The organism is Stenotrophomonas sp. RIT309 (assembly GCF_000632045.1).
Lineage (GTDB): Bacteria > Pseudomonadota > Gammaproteobacteria > Xanthomonadales > Xanthomonadaceae > Stenotrophomonas > Stenotrophomonas indicatrix.
In genome coordinates this window covers 139,297-153,204 of sequence record NZ_JFYS01000005.1, presented here as the reverse complement: position 1 = coordinate 153,204, position 13,908 = coordinate 139,297, and the positions used below count along the sequence as shown (strand labels likewise).

Here is a 13,908-nt window from a genome sequence, read left to right as displayed (position 1 = left end):
ATGCACATCCCCGCCCCCACCCGCCCTTGGCTTTTGCGCCCCATCGCGCTGTTGACGTCGCCCGCATTGAAGGTCGACCGCGAAGCGGTGCTGTTCTCGCTCAAATGCCTGCTCGCCGCCATCCTCGGGCTGTATGTCTCGCTGCGCATCGGCCTGACCCGCCCGTTCTGGGTGATCGGCACTGTCTACCTGGTGTCGCAGCCGATGTCCGGCGCGACACTCAGCCGTGGCCTGTTCCGGCTGCTGGGAACGGTCGGCGGTGCGGTTGCTACGGTGCTGCTGGTGCCGCGGTTCGCCAACGCGCCGATGGTGTTGGGCGTGGTACTGGCCGCCTGGATGGGCCTGTGCCTGTATTTGGCCATGCTCGACCGCACACCGCATGCGTACGCCTTCCTGCTGGCCGGGTACACCACCAGCCTGATTGGTTTCCCGGCGGTGATGGTGCCCGATGACGTCTTCACCATCGCCATCACCCGCGTGCAGGAAATCTCCATCGGCATTCTTGCGGCGACGCTGGTCCATGGCCTGCTGTGGCCACGCCGGGTCTCGCCGCGTGTGCACGCGCGCGTCGCATCGATCCTCGCCGATGCGGAGCGCTGGACGCGGGACATGCGCGCTGGCGCAAACGAAACGGTACTGGCTGCGGATCGCTCCAAGGTAGCCGCGGACCTCCTCGACCTGCACACGCTGTCCATCCACCTGCCGTTCGACAGTGTGCACGGCGTCGCCCAGGTGCAGATCCTGCGCGCACTGCATGACCGGATGCTCGATGTGCTGATGCTGTCCAGCGCCGTGGACGAATCACTGGCCCAGTTGCGCGCGCAGCCCGCTGGCACGGCGCACACCACTTGGCAGGAATTGATGCGTGCAGATCTCTGCGCAGGTCAGGCCGAACTCGATGCTGCGCATCACGACTGCCGGCTGCTGGAAGAGCAGCTGCACGCCGCCCGCCCGGCCTGGCGCCTGCATGTGCCCGCGCACCTTGCCAGGAAGGCGAGCGGTCATGTGCTGCATCGTGACCACCGGATCGCCCTGCGCAGCGCCTTGGGTGCCTTCGTTGGCATCGTACTGGCCTGCGCGCTGTGGATCATTACCGCGTGGTCCGATGGTGCAACCGCCGTCTCCATCATCGGCACGGCCTGCGTGTTGTTCGGGACCACCGAGGCACCTGCCGGGCATGTCATGCGCTATCTGATCGGGTCGACCATCGGCGTGGTCATCGGGCTGTTCTACGCGCTGTTGATCTTTCCGGGTCTGTCCGATTTCGTCGGCCTGGCCATGGCACTGGCGCCGGCACTGCTGGTGTGTGGCTCGTTCCTCGCCCGCCCGCCGTTCATCATGGGCGCATTGGGGGTAGTGCTCACCTTCCCCCTCATCGCCGGGTTGGGCGCCACCAATGCCACCCACATCGCGGGCGCGCTCAACAGCAGCGTCGCGCTGTTCGTGGGTACGGCGGCGGCGCTGTGCAGCATGTCGCTGTTGCAGACGCTGGACAGCAATCGCAGCCGCGCGCGCCTGCAGGATGTGATCCGACGGGACATCGCACGCCGCGCCGCCGGGCAGGTGCGAAATGCCAGCGACTGGACAAGCCGCATGGTGGATCGGCTTGCGCTGCTTGCCCCTCGCCTGCGCGGCCATCCGGATGCAGCCCCCACGTTGCGGACGCTGTTTGCGGACATGCGCGCGGCCAGTGCCGTGGCCGAACTTCGCGTAATTGGCGGGGCGTTGAATGATCGCCGCAGCCACGACTGCCTGGCCCAGTTGCTGCACAGCGCGTCGGCCCACTTCCGTATCCGTACCTCCACATGCCGCACAGTGGATACGCCGGTGCTGGAATCACTCGAGCGCACACGCGAGGTGATCATCGCTGGCAGCAACGGCGCATCCAAGCCTGTTCTTGCGCTGCTTTGCGGCCTGCGCCGTGACCTGATCGCTCCGTTGATCGTACATGGGGACTGAGTCGATGTTTTCCGATATCTCCATTGACGGCGTCTTCGTTCCCGGGCTGCTGGCGGTGGCACTCATCGCGCTGGCGCTGTCGATGATGGCCTCGCGGTTATTGGCAAGCCTCGGCCTGTACCGACTGTTCGCCTATCGCCCGCTGGTGGGCCTTTCGCTGTTCGTGATCCTGGCGGAGCTGCTGATCCAGCTCGCGCCCCTGCTTGAGAACCTGAAATGAAGCACCTGTTGAGTGTCATTGGCCGCTGGAGCGCAACGCTCTGCCTGTTCGTCGTTGCCGTCATCGCGGCCCTGTCCCTGTGGAACCGCTACGAAGCGCAGCCGTGGACGCGCGACGGCCGCGTACGGGCGGACGTGATCCGCGTGGCGTCGGACATGGGCGGGCTGGTCACCCAGGTGCTGGTGCAGGACAACCAGCGGGTGAAAGCCGGGCAGCTGCTGCTGGTGCTGGACCAGCCGCGCTACGCCGCCGCGCTGGACAAGGCCGATGCCGCGGTGAACAGCGCGCAGGCCACGCTTGCCCTTGCCCGCCGTGAATCGAAGCGGGACATCGCGCTGGGCAACCTGGTGGCTTCGGAAACGCGGGAGCGCAATGCCGCCAAGGTCGATACCGAAGTGGCCGGCCTTGCACAGGCCCGAGCGGAGCGGCGGGTGGCGCTGCTGAACGTGCAGCGCACCGAAGTGCGCGCCAGCGCCGATGGCATCGTCACCAACCTCGACCTGCACCCGGGCGACTTCCTGCAGCCGGGTGCCCAGGCGCTGGCGCTGATCGACGGCGCCAGCCTCCGGGTCGAAGGCTATTTCGAAGAAACCAAGCTCAACTGCATCAACGAAGGCGATGCCGCTGTCGCCCGCCTGATGGGCGATGGCCGCGACGTGCATGGGCATGTGGAGAGCATCGCCGCCGGCATTGCCGACGATCAGCGCGCGAGCACCCACAACCTGCTGCCATCGGTTGCGTCAACGTATACCTGGGTGCGGCTGGCGCAGCGGATACCGGTGCGCATCCACTTGGACGACGTGGCACCGGATACGCGCCTGATCGTCGGCAGGACCGCCAGCGTGACCATCACGCCGCGCGCGCAGGGAGCCTGCAAGTGATCGGCACGGCATCACGCGTGGGCGTGCTCGCCTGTGCGCTGTCGCTGGCCGGCTGCGTGTCCGGCCCGGACTACACGCTGCCGGCCAATGCGGTTGCCGCCGCCCCGGCAGCCCGCCGCGCATTCGTATCGAGCCACCAGGCGGCCTACGCACAGGCGGAGCTGCCGGACCGCTGGTGGCAGCTGTACGATGATCCACGACTCGATGCTTACGTCAGCGAAGCACTGCGAGCCAACACCGATCTGCGCGCGGCTGATGCCAACCTGCGCCGCGCCACGGCGATGGTGCTGCAGTACCAGGCCGAGGGCTCGGTAAGCACCGACGCAGATGCATCGGCCACGCTGGCCCATGCCGGGGGATATACCTCACCCACCTCGCCACCGCAGGTGTATGCGCTCGGCATCCACCTGTCCTACCCACTGGATCTGGCAGGTGGCATCCGCCGCGGTATCGAAGCTGGCAGCGCCGATGCAGAGGCTGTCGCTGCAGCACGTGACCAGGTGCGGGTGGTGGTCGCCGCCGCTGTCACCCGCGCTTATGTCGGCATCTGTTCGACCAACCTCACCCTGGCGGCGACGCAGCGGGTGCTCGCTACGCAGCGCGCTACGTTGGACGCCACCACGCGCTTGGCGGCCGGCGGACGCGGAACCGAGTTCGACGTCAGCCGGGCACGCGCGGCGGCCAACCGCAGTGCGGCGGCGGTGCCGCATCTGGTTGCCGAACGGCAGGCGGCCCTGTTCGCGCTGGCGGCGCTGATGGGACGCGTACCGGCCGACTATCCGCAGGACGTCGCCAACTGCCAACAACCGCCGCGCCTGCAGCAACCGGTTCCGGTCGGCGACGGTGGCCAGCTGATCCAGCGCCGCCCGGATGTCCGCGCGGCCGAGCGCAGCCTGGCGGCCGCCACCGCGATGATCGGCGTGGAAACGGCAGCCCTGTACCCACAGGTGAGCATCGGCGCGTCCGCCGGCACGGCAGGTTCATTCAAGCAGCTGCTGAGCAGCGACAGCCTCGGCGCGTCCTTCGGGCCGCTGCTGTCGTGGCGCTGGCCGAACCGCCGCGCAACCCGGGCGCGGATCGATGCGGCCGGCGCCAACGCCGATGCCAGGCTGGCATCGTTCGATGGCGTGGTGCTGGACGCGCTGCGGCAGACAGAAACCGCGCTGTCGGCCTACGCACAGGAGATCGATCGCGAGCACAGCCTTGCCCTCGCCCGCGACGACGCGGCACATGCGAGCGACCAGGCCGGGCAGTTGTACCGGTTCGGCAGGATCGACTTCATCGACGTGCTGTCTGCCGAGGCTGCGCTGGCCGATGCAGAGTCTGCCCTGGCAGCATCGCGCGCGCAGCTGGGGGACCGTCAGGTGGATCTGTTCCTGGCGCTGGGTGGGGGCTGGGCGGCGGCAGGCACAACGCCCGACGCGCTTGATCGCTGAACCGCGCTCAATCGTGAGCGGCTGGCCTGTGAAACCAGCCGCTCCCGCACTGCCATCGATGTTGCGGCCCTGGGCTTACTTCGGCATCAGCACCGAATCGACCACATGCACCACGCCATTGGACTGCCTCACGTCGGCGGTGGTCACCGCAGACTTGCCGCCTTTGGCGTCGACCACCCAGACCTTGCCATCCTGCAGCTTCACCGTCAGCGCTTCACCCTGCACCGTTTTCAGCGTGCTGCTGCCACCGTGGCTGCGCGCTGCTGCGGTCAGCTGGGTGGAGGTGTAGGTGCCCGGCACCACGTGATAGGTCAGGACCTGGGTCAGCTTGGCCTTGTTTTCAGGCTTCAGCAGCGTTTCCACGGTGCCTGCGGGCAGCTTGGCGAAAGCCTGGTTGTCGGGAGCAAATACGGTGAAAGGACCCTTGCCGCTGAGCGTGTCGACAAGCCCGGCCGCCTTCACGGCAGTCACCAAGGTGCTCAGGTTCTGGGCGGTGGAGGCGTTTTCGACAATGGTCTTGTTCGCGTACATCGGCACGCCACCCACCATCGGGTTGTCGGCGGCAAAGGCGGCCGGGGCAGTTGCGCAGGCAACCGCGACGGTGGCGGCAAGGGTCAGGCGCTGGATCTGGGTACGCATGTTCGTGTCCTCGTTGATAGCCCAACCGGGCTGGGAAATGCGCAGCGTTCGCTGCCGTCACTGCACCACCTTGCAGCCATGCGGGAATGCAGGGCGTCCGTAGCAGCAGGGAAGAAGCGTTGCGTGCATGAGGGCATACGCCGCAAGCCGATGGCCGGATGCATCGCCTGGCGCCGGGGCAGTGAACGGTTCAACAAGGTGCGTGCCGCGTCGTGAGGATGTTCACGGGATCGTGATGCGCTGAAGAGCGGAGAGTTGCCGCGATCGGCTGTCCAAGCAGAGGGGCGGTGCTTCAGCTTTCGCCGCTGGCCCTGAGCTGGGCACTCAACAGACGTGTCAGGGTCCTGCGTGCCAACCAGCCCTGCAGTTGCTTGGCCTTGATGGTCTTGGCCATGAGGCAGGGCGCGCCTTCCACGGTGTGGTCGATGTGGTAGCAGCGCGAGGCGCCACAGAGCTCGGCCTGGCTGGCGGTCACGATGACGACGGACACCTCCAGGCTGGTGAAGGCGATATCCGCCTTGATGTCCGGGTTCTCAGTGCCGGCACGGTCGATGAGCGTGCGGAAGCGGCCCAGGTCGCGTTCTCCGCCGCTGCTGAGCGGCCCCACGTTGGTGGCGCGCCGGATGTCCTCCTCCTCTCCGGGGACAGCGTTGTTCCAATGTTCAGTGCGCTCGGGAATGACTGCGCGGACGACCTTGCCGCCCGGCTCGATCAGATCGATGACCACATCCAGCAGATACACCGGCTCCAACCCAAGGTTGGTCACAAAACAGTGCGCATCCAGATGCTTGCCCGCACCGGAGGTGATCAGAATGGATGGCCGTTGCTGGCGGCGGTAGCTGCGCAGGAACACGCTCAGATAGACCACCCAGATCAGCGCCGTTACGCAGGTCATGGCGGCGGTGATCAGAGGTGCAAGGTGAAGCAGATTCTGGAGCATTCCCGATGGTGTCTCACGCAGCTTCGCTGGAGAGAACATCATCGCGATTGCATCGCTCGCGGGCCGTGAAGCCATGCTCGTGGCGAAGACGGCACCTCTGCGCGGTTGCCCGCTGGCGTCGGTGCCCGGCTTGGTCGACGCGTCCAACAGTCGTCGTCAGCGGGCAGAAGGAGCTGACTGGCCCGGCTGCGCACTGCAGCGGCCGAGCAAAGGCTCGGCGCCGCAATGCGGTACTCGATCAGTTGGCCAGAGCGAAATCCAACCCCGCGCACACCGCCGCCACCTGGGCGTCGTTGCATTCCTGCGGGTTGGTGCGCGGGCTGTCCGGGTACACCTCGGTGGTGGTGGCATACAGCGCATCGGTGAAGCCGGCACATGCACCAATGGAACGCGACTCGCCCCACACCACGCCCAACGACTGCAGCGGCATGCCCACCAGATTGCCTTCGGCATCGGCCGGGGCAATGTGGGTGATCGGGGCCACCGCGGCGATCAGCGCCTTCTGGAATTCGTGCTGCGGGTCTTCGCTGTTGCCGATCACATAGAAGCCATCGGGAATGGTGTCGCGCTCGAACGGCTTGCCGTCGCGGGCGCAGCGGGCCGGGTCGAACTCGTGCAGATCGCTGTCGGTGGTCTCGTGCAGGTCCAGGTGGACCCGGATGTTGGCCTTGCGTTCGGCCACCCAGCGCATCAGCGAGGCGGCTTCCTCGATCAGGCCGCCGTCACGGAAGCTGCGGTTGGGATCGATGGCGATGGGGTTCCAGCGCTGGATGCGCTCATAGCCCCACGGGCTCACGCACGGGGCCACGATCAGGTTGAAGCGGCCCAGGTAACGCTCGGCGTGCTGCTCCAGGAACTGCAGGGCGCCATGCACGCCGCTGGTTTCGTAGCCATGCACGCCGCCGGTGACCAGCGCGGTCGGCAGGGCCGGGTTCCAGTCGTGGTTCACCACCGCAAACAGCGGGTAGTGGTCCGGGGCGTAGTCCAATTGGCCGTACTGCACCACGTCGAAGCGCTCGTCCAGCCGTTCCAGCGCGGTCACCACGTCTTCGTGGTAGCTGCGCTGTCGCTGCTGGCGGGCCCGCCACTGCGCGCGTTCGGCGTCGCCCCAGGGCTGTCCGGGGGTGCCGATCGGGTAGAACTGCGCAACGGTCATCTCAAGCTCCAGAAGTCGGGGTGCGGTGGTACAGCCGACCATTTTAAGCCTTGTGGCCCGATCGGTGCTGCCCCTCGCCCCCGCCTTCATACGGCCGGCCTCATCTGGTTGTAAAATCAACGGTTTTTGGCCCCCACCCCCTTGATGGCGAACGCAGCGCAGCCGGTCGTGGATGGACCGGACTTCCTCCGTCTGCTCGCCCGTCTCAGCGACGGCGCGATGCCGGCCTCCAGTCCCGCCCTGACCGATCGCCTCGGCCAGTGGGTGGACTGGAGCCGTGCCGTGGCCCTTGCCGGGGCGCTGGATGGCCGCCTGGCTGAACCGGCCGAGGCCGCCGAAGCGCTGGATGATCTGCTGGCCGATTGCGCCCAGGCCGAAGCGAGCCTGTTGGCTTCGCTGAGCGAGGATGCCGAGGCCGAGCGCCTGCTGGACCTGGCCGAGGCCGCCGCCGCGCCGAACTTCGCTTCGTTGCGGCAGCGCTACCGGGTGCTGCAGCAGGCCATCCAGACCGCTACCGGCCGCCTGCGCGGCCGCCTGCGCGACCAGCTGGTGCAGGCGTCACCGGAGCTGGCGCGGCTGGCCGAGGTCGATGCGGTGATGGAGCAGACCTTGAGCCCGCGCGAGCACAGCCTGCTCGCCACCGCCCCGGCGGTGCTGGGTGCCCGATTCGAACGCGTGCACGGCCAGCCCGGCTGGCGCGCGTCCTTCCGCCACGACATGCGCACGCTGCTGCTCGCCGAGCTGCAACTGCGCTTCCACCCGATCCAGGGGCTGCTTGCCGCCCTGCGCTCACACTGACCGGAACACCATGTCCAGAACTGTTTTCCACGTCCTTGTCTTCCTTGCTGGCCTGCTGGCCGTGTGCTGGATTGGCGTCGGCTATGTCTCGGTGCACCCGCTGGGTGCAGCCGTGGCAGCGATCATCGCAGCCTGCTACATCGCCGGTGGCGTGGAGCTGTACCGCTACCGGCAGGCCAGCAATGGCCTGCGCGCCGCACTGGCTGACCTTTCGCTGGCCAAGGAAAGCCTGGCACCGTGGCTGGAGCGTTTGCCGCTGGGCCTGCGCAATGCCGTGCGCCTGCGCGTGGAAGGCGAACGCACCGCCCTGCCCTCGCCGGTGCTGACGCCCTATCTGGTAGGCCTGCTGGTGCTGCTGGGCATGCTCGGCACGCTGCTGGGCATGATGGACACCCTGCGCGGCACCGGCCTGGCGCTGCAGAGCGCCACCGACATGGCGGCCATCCGCGGCTCGCTGGCCTCGCCAGTGCAGGGGCTGGCGGTGGCCTTCGGCACGTCCATCGCCGGCGTGGCCAGCTCGGCCATGCTGGGCCTGCTGTCGGCACTGCTGCGCCGCGACCGCCTGCAGGTGGTGCAGCAGCTGGACCGCGCCATCGCCACTGACCTGCATCCGTATTCGCAAGCCTGGCAGCGTGCCGAGTCGCTGCGCCTGCTGCAGTCGCAGTCTGCGGCGCTGCCTACGCTGATCGATCGCCTGCAGGCGATGACCAGCACCTTCGAACAGCACAGCGCGGCCGCCAATGAGCGCCTGCTGGCCGGTCAGGCCGAGTTCCTGACGCAGAGCCAGGCGTTGCAGGAACGCCTGGCAACCTCGCTGCAGCAGTCGCTGCGCGAGGGGGCCGAAGCCAGTGCTGCGGCCATTGGTGGCGCACTGCAACCGATGGCCGAAACCACCTTGGCCGGTCTGGCCAGCCACGGCCAGGCGCTGCATTCGCGTGTCGAACAGGCCGTGCAGCAGCAGTTGAATGGTCTGGCCGAGGGCTTCGAGCGCAGCCGCGTGGCGACCGAAGCGAGCTGGGCCAGGGTAGTGGCCGAGCAGACCGGCGCGCAGCAGGCGCTGGTTGCCGAACTGCGCCAGCATCTGCAGTCCTTCAGCGAAGGCCAGAGCACGCAGGGTGAAGCCCTGGTGGCACGCATCGGCGAGCGCCTGCAGGCCGATGCCAGCAGCAACGCCGAGGCCTGGCGCGCTGCTGCCGAACAGCAGCATGCATTGAACAGTGAACTGGTCGAGCGCCAGCAGCAGGCGCTGCAGCATGCCAGCAGCCACCTGGATGACCGTGCGCAGGCGCTGCTGCATGCCCTGGATGAGCGCCACGCCGCCGGCCAGTCGCTGCTGCAGGAACACGAACAACAGCGCCTGCAGGATTGGCAGGCCGCACAGGCCGCCACCGCCACGGCGCATGCCGAACTGCAGGCGGGCCTGGATGCACGCGAACAGCAGCGCCAGCTGCGTTGGGACGCGGTAAGTACCGAGCTGCAGCAGGCGCACGCGGCGTTGCAGGCCCAGCTGCTGGCAGGCGACGAACAGCGCCTGCAGCGCTGGAGCGATGCGTTGCAGAGCGTTTCGGCCGATCTGGCCGAGCGCCTGCAGGCCGATGGCCAGCGCCTTGCCGAACAGCAGCAGCAGGTCTGCGACACGTTGGCACAGACCGCGCAGCAGATCGGCGAGAACGGCCGTGCCCAGGCCAGCGCCACGCTGGCCGAAGTGTCCACCCTGCTGCAGACTGCGGCCGCGGCACCGAAGGCCGCCGCCGAGGTCATCAACGAACTGCGCAGCACCCTGTCCGAAAGCCTGGTGCGCGACAACAGGATGCTGGAAGAACGCGGCCACCTGCTGGCCACCGTGCAGACCCTGCTGGACGCGATCAACCACGCCTCGCACGAGCAGCGCACCGCTGTCGATGCACTGGTCGGAGGCTCGGCCGAACTGCTGGAACGCGTCGGTAGCCGTTTCAGCGACCATATCGCGGCCGAGACCGGCAAGCTCGATGGCATCGCCACGTTGCTCAATGGCAGTGCCGGTGAAGTGGGCCAGCTGGCCGGCACCTTCGGCGCTGCCGTCGAGCAGTTCGGCACCGCTTCGGCAGAGCTCTCCGGGCGCCTGGAGCAGATTGGCGGTGCGCTGGACGCCTCGCTGGCGCGCAGCGATGAGCAGTTGGCGTACTACGTGGCGCAGGCGCGCGAGGTGGTCGACCTCAGCCTGCTGTCACAGAAGCAGGTGATGGAAGAACTGCAGCAGCTGGCCGCGCGCCGCGGCAAGGCCGGCAGCGCATGAGCGACGAGCTGGAGGTCGACGGCGGCTCACACGCCCCGATCTGGGCGGCATTCGGCGATCTGATGTCGGTGCTGCTGGGCGCGTTCGTGCTGATCCTGGTCGGCGTGGTCGCCGTGCAGCTGGAGTTGTCGCAGCGCCTGGACCAGGAGGTCAAGCAGCGCCAGGCCGAAGCCAAGCGCCTGCAGACGCTGGAACAGGCGCTGGCTGGCCCGCTCGCCGCCGGCCGGGTGACGCTGGTGAATGGCCGCATCGGCATCAGCGGCAGCGTGCTGTTCGCGCTGAACTCCGACCAGCTGCAGCCGGAAGGCCAGGAACTGCTGCGCAGCCTGGCCGCGCCGCTGGCGGCCTATCTCGGCACGCGCGAAGAGATCCTGATGGTCAGCGGTTTCACCGATGACGCACCGGTGCGGGAAGGCAACCGCCGTTTTGCCGACAACTGGGAGCTGTCCGCGCAGCGCTCGCTGACGGTCACCCGTACCCTGATCGCCGACGGCGTACCGGCCGATGCGGTGTTCGCCGCCGCGTTCGGCAGCGAGCAGCCGGTCAGCTCCAATGCCAACGAAGATGGTCGCGCGCGCAACCGCCGTGTGGAGATCGCGCCGATTCCCAAGCCCAAGGCTGCTGCGCCAGGCGAGAAAAACGGCAATGGCAGCTGAGCCCTCGCCTTTGGAGGGATTGCGTGCCCTGGTGCGCGACCTCGACAGCGGGTCGCGATCGCTGCTGCACTACCCGCAGGTGCCGATGCTGGACGACGTGCGCCGCGAGTGGTCCGAGCTGCGCAGCGAACTGCAGGTGCGCCGCTCGCTGCGCACCGAAGCCCCGGCGGATGGTGGCCCGCTGAACTCGGCGGTGCTGGTGCAGCGCATGCTGGACACGATGCAGGCGACCAGCCCCGGGTATCTGCGCCACTTCATCGACTATGTCGATACGCTGTCGTGGCTGCAGGCGTTGCAGGATGGTGCCGCCAGCGGCGCTGATGCAGCAAAACCCAAACGCACACGCAAGCCGCGCAACGCGGGTTGATCCCGTCGACGCTGCCACTCCGGTAGATGCCAACCTTGGTTGGCGCCTCTCGACAACACAACGCAGCGGTCCGCAGCGCCGCATGCCAACCAAGGTTGGCATCTACCCGTGGCACGGGGTTCGATGACCATGTCACCAGACAGTCATCTGTCTAGCGCACCATTTTCACGTTGATCGCGCGGCGCCCAAGGCGCCCGTGATCGCATCGCGTGTTTCCCCTTTCATCTGCCTGAGCTCCGCTTCCATGCGGCGGCTCGCGCTTGCCTGAGTGCCTGTTCCATGACCAAGACCCTGTTGGCTGCTGCGTTGTCCCTGGCCCTTGCACCGACCGCGTGGGCGCAGCAGGCGCCGTCGGCCACCGAACTCGATGCGGTTTCAGTCATCGGCAGTGGCGAGGCGCGCCAGGTGCAGCGCATCACCCGCGAGAATCTGGACATCCTGCCGCCGGGTACCAGCCTGCAGAAGACGCTCAACCTGCTGCCCGGCGTCAACGCGCAGTCGGCCGACGCGCTGGGCACCAACGAACAGTCGATGACCCTGAGCCTGCGCGGTTTCAACTCCACCCGCCTGGGCTACACGCTGGACGGCGTGCCGCTGGGCGATGGTGCGTACAACAACTACAACGGCCTGACCATCAACCGTGCGCTGATCAGCGAGAACATGGCGGGCGCCGAACTGGCGGTGGGCATCGGCAGCCTCGGCACGCCGTCCACCAGCAACCTCGGCGGCACCATTTCCTATACCTCCGACGGCCCAGCGCAGGAACTGGGCGGCCGCGTGGTGCAGACCATCGGCAGCGATGCCAACCGTCGCACCTTCGTGCGCGTGGACAGCGGCGAGTACAACGGATTCTCCGGCTACGTATCGGGCATGAACGCGGTCTCGGACCTGTGGAACGACCAGACCGCGTACAACAAATCCACTACCAAGCAGTTCAACGCGAAGGGCGTGTGGAACTTCGGCAGCGGCCAGATCACAGGTTTCGTCGACACTTCGCGGACCAGCCAGGCGGACTACTTCTACCTGTCCAAGGACGAGATGTCCCGCGGCCTGGGCTGGGACTGGGGCGGCTACGCACCGGACTGGAACAAGGCCGTGGCCAAGGCCTACTGCAACACCGCCAGCCTCAACGCGAAGAAGTGCGACAACAGCGGTCCGGACAAGGACGCCGACGGCGCATTCACCGCCGGGCAGATCCTGCGCGATGACAACCTGTACTACCTGGCCGGTGATTTCTTCCTGGCCGATGGCTTCAGCTTGCGGGCACTGGCCTACCACCACGATGACCGCGGCGAAGGCCACAACTGGAACAGCGGTGCGTGGTCCAACAAAGGCACCGCGCAGGAAATCCCGATCATCTTCCGCAACACCATCTACACCATCGACCGCGATGGCGGCACGCTGTACTTCGATTGGGAGCTGGGCGCACACCGCCTCGAAGGTGGCGTCTGGTACGAACGCAACACCAGCAGCGCCGAACGCTACCAGACGGCGGTGGACGGTCCACGCGACCTCAGCGGCATGAACACCCTGCCCTCGGATGTGGGCGTGTTCGCCCAGCGTACGCGCTGGAGGACCCACCAGTTCTTCCTGAAGGACACCTGGCGCCTGCTCGATGACCGCCTGACCCTGGAGTTCGGCGCCAAGAGCCCGCACGCCACCTCCGATGCGCAGGTGCTGCCGGGCGATGCGAAGACACCGATCCTGCCGAGCTCGAACAACCAGTTCGCCACCGGTTCGCTGAAGGCCAGCAGGAATTTCCTGCCCAGCGTGGGTGCCAACTTCCGCCTCAGCGAGCATCACGAAGTGTTCGCCAGCTACGCCGAGAACATCGCCATGTTCCAGGGCGGCTTCAAACTTGGCCCACAGGCGGTCAGCCAGGCCACCTGGAACGCGCAGGGCAACCTGAAGCCGGAAGAATCACGCTCGCTGGAGGCGGGCTATCGCTTCGTCACCGATACGTTGCAGGCATCGGTCGCTGCCTACAGCGTGCGCTTTGACAATCGCCTGCTGCAGTACAACCCCTGCGATTCGCGGCAGCCGGTCGGCCCCACCTGCGGCAACCGTTTCTACAATGTCGGCGGCGTCGACAGCCGCGGTGCTGAACTGACCGTGCTGTGGACACCGAACGAGCACTTCAGCTGGTACACCTCGGCGTCGCTGAACCGCTCGACATATGCCTCCAACTACACGCAGGCCGGCGTCGAGCAGCAGATCAAGGGCAAGATCCAGACCGACACGCCCAAGCAGCTGCTGGCCACCGAAATCACCTGGCGCGACAACGGCTGGTTCGCCAGCCTGCGCGGCAAGTACACCGGCGAACGCTTCTACACCTATACCAACGACCAGGGCTTTGGTGGCTTCACCGTGTTCGACCTGGCCGGTGGCTACGATTTCGGTCAGGTTGGCTTCGCCAAGGGCATGCGCCTGTCGCTGAACGTGACCAACGTGGGTGACAAGCGCTACGCCAGCAACCTGGACTCGAGCGTGTTCGCACCCAGCGACCCGGCCGGCAAGCTGTATGTGTTCCATGCGTCGGCACCTCGCCAGGTGTTCGGTACCATCGACATCCGTTTCTGAT

12 protein-coding genes are annotated in these 13,908 nt (G+C 67.1%); 9 read left to right on the top strand and 3 right to left on the bottom strand.

Annotated elements, in window-relative coordinates; translation table 11 throughout:
• Nucleotides 1-87: 87 nt before the first annotated feature.
• Genes BW38_RS15670 through BW38_RS15685 form a run of 4 tightly spaced genes read left to right on the top strand, consistent with a single transcriptional unit; the run spans nucleotide 88 to nucleotide 4,496 of the window.
• Nucleotides 88-1,959: an FUSC family protein gene (locus BW38_RS15670; RefSeq protein ID WP_235189907.1), complete on the top strand. Its 1,872-nt coding sequence runs from the start codon at nucleotides 88-90 to the stop codon at nucleotides 1,957-1,959.
• 4 nt (nucleotides 1,960-1,963) lie between these two features.
• Nucleotides 1,964-2,179 carry a DUF1656 domain-containing protein gene (locus tag BW38_RS15675; protein ID WP_032975345.1) on the top strand — a complete coding sequence of 72 codons (216 nt, stop codon included), beginning with the start codon at nucleotides 1,964-1,966 and terminating at the stop codon, nucleotides 2,177-2,179.
• Nucleotides 2,176-3,060 (top strand): biotin/lipoyl-binding protein, encoded by an 885-nt coding sequence (locus BW38_RS15680; protein ID WP_032975344.1) that lies wholly within the window; start codon nucleotides 2,176-2,178, stop codon nucleotides 3,058-3,060. Before BW38_RS15675 ends, BW38_RS15680 begins: the two co-directional genes overlap by 4 nt.
• On the top strand, nucleotides 3,057-4,496 hold the full coding sequence (locus BW38_RS15685; RefSeq protein WP_032975343.1) for an efflux transporter outer membrane subunit: 1,440 nt from the start codon (nucleotides 3,057-3,059) through the stop codon (nucleotides 4,494-4,496). The genes BW38_RS15680 and BW38_RS15685 overlap by 4 nt, the downstream gene beginning before the upstream one ends.
• 75 nt (nucleotides 4,497-4,571) lie before the next feature.
• Here BW38_RS15685 and BW38_RS15690 read toward each other — a convergent pair whose 3' ends face one another.
• From BW38_RS15690 to BW38_RS15695, 3 genes are all read right to left on the bottom strand, one after another.
• On the bottom strand, nucleotides 4,572-5,135 hold the full coding sequence (locus BW38_RS15690) for a fasciclin domain-containing protein (RefSeq protein ID WP_025874323.1): 564 nt from the start codon (nucleotides 5,133-5,135) through the stop codon (nucleotides 4,572-4,574).
• A gap of 292 nt (nucleotides 5,136-5,427) precedes the next feature.
• Nucleotides 5,428-6,222 carry a hypothetical protein gene (locus BW38_RS21180; protein ID WP_152543279.1) on the bottom strand — a complete coding sequence of 265 codons (795 nt, stop codon included), beginning with the start codon at nucleotides 6,220-6,222 and terminating at the stop codon, nucleotides 5,428-5,430.
• A gap of 91 nt (nucleotides 6,223-6,313) precedes the next feature.
• The gene (locus BW38_RS15695; RefSeq protein ID WP_032975342.1) at nucleotides 6,314-7,231 is read right to left on the bottom strand and encodes a M14 family metallocarboxypeptidase; all 918 of its coding nucleotides are present in this window, start codon (nucleotides 7,229-7,231) and stop codon (nucleotides 6,314-6,316) included.
• A gap of 144 nt (nucleotides 7,232-7,375) precedes the next feature.
• Between BW38_RS15695 and BW38_RS15700 the strand changes: the two genes are divergently transcribed.
• From BW38_RS15700 to BW38_RS15720, 5 genes are all read left to right on the top strand, one after another.
• Complete coding sequence (locus tag BW38_RS15700; RefSeq protein WP_032975341.1) at nucleotides 7,376-8,029, top strand: DUF3348 family protein; 654 nt, start codon at nucleotides 7,376-7,378, stop codon at nucleotides 8,027-8,029.
• Nucleotides 8,030-8,039: 10 nt separating this feature from the next.
• Nucleotides 8,040-10,304, top strand: a complete 2,265-nt coding sequence (locus BW38_RS15705) for a DUF802 domain-containing protein (RefSeq protein WP_032975339.1) — start codon at nucleotides 8,040-8,042, stop codon at nucleotides 10,302-10,304.
• Nucleotides 10,301-10,960 (top strand): OmpA family protein, encoded by a 660-nt coding sequence (locus tag BW38_RS15710; RefSeq protein WP_025874313.1) that lies wholly within the window; start codon nucleotides 10,301-10,303, stop codon nucleotides 10,958-10,960. Before BW38_RS15705 ends, BW38_RS15710 begins: the two co-directional genes overlap by 4 nt.
• Nucleotides 10,950-11,327, top strand: a complete 378-nt coding sequence (locus tag BW38_RS15715; protein WP_032975338.1) for a DUF2894 domain-containing protein — start codon at nucleotides 10,950-10,952, stop codon at nucleotides 11,325-11,327. Before BW38_RS15710 ends, BW38_RS15715 begins: the two co-directional genes overlap by 11 nt.
• 279 nt (nucleotides 11,328-11,606) lie before the next feature.
• On the top strand, nucleotides 11,607-13,907 hold the full coding sequence (locus tag BW38_RS15720) for a TonB-dependent receptor (protein ID WP_032975336.1): 2,301 nt from the start codon (nucleotides 11,607-11,609) through the stop codon (nucleotides 13,905-13,907).
• Nucleotide 13,908 lies beyond the last annotated feature (1 nt).

What these genes read in the sequence shown, in the direction of transcription:
- BW38_RS15695 (WP_032975342.1), bottom strand. Translation starts at nt 7,231, where the DNA reads ATGACCGTTGCGCAGTTCTACCCGATCGGCACCCCCGGACAGCCCTGG.
- BW38_RS15675 (WP_032975345.1), top strand. Translation starts at nt 1,964, where the DNA reads ATGTTTTCCGATATCTCCATTGACGGCGTCTTCGTTCCCGGGCTGCTG.
- BW38_RS15700 (WP_032975341.1), top strand. Translation starts at nt 7,376, where the DNA reads ATGGCGAACGCAGCGCAGCCGGTCGTGGATGGACCGGACTTCCTCCGT.
- BW38_RS15705 (WP_032975339.1), top strand. Translation starts at nt 8,040, where the DNA reads ATGTCCAGAACTGTTTTCCACGTCCTTGTCTTCCTTGCTGGCCTGCTG.
- BW38_RS15680 (WP_032975344.1), top strand. Translation starts at nt 2,176, where the DNA reads ATGAAGCACCTGTTGAGTGTCATTGGCCGCTGGAGCGCAACGCTCTGC.
- BW38_RS15710 (WP_025874313.1), top strand. Translation starts at nt 10,301, where the DNA reads ATGAGCGACGAGCTGGAGGTCGACGGCGGCTCACACGCCCCGATCTGG.
- BW38_RS15715 (WP_032975338.1), top strand. Translation starts at nt 10,950, where the DNA reads ATGGCAGCTGAGCCCTCGCCTTTGGAGGGATTGCGTGCCCTGGTGCGC.
- BW38_RS15720 (WP_032975336.1), top strand. Translation starts at nt 11,607, where the DNA reads ATGACCAAGACCCTGTTGGCTGCTGCGTTGTCCCTGGCCCTTGCACCG.
- BW38_RS15690 (WP_025874323.1), bottom strand. Translation starts at nt 5,135, where the DNA reads ATGCGTACCCAGATCCAGCGCCTGACCCTTGCCGCCACCGTCGCGGTT.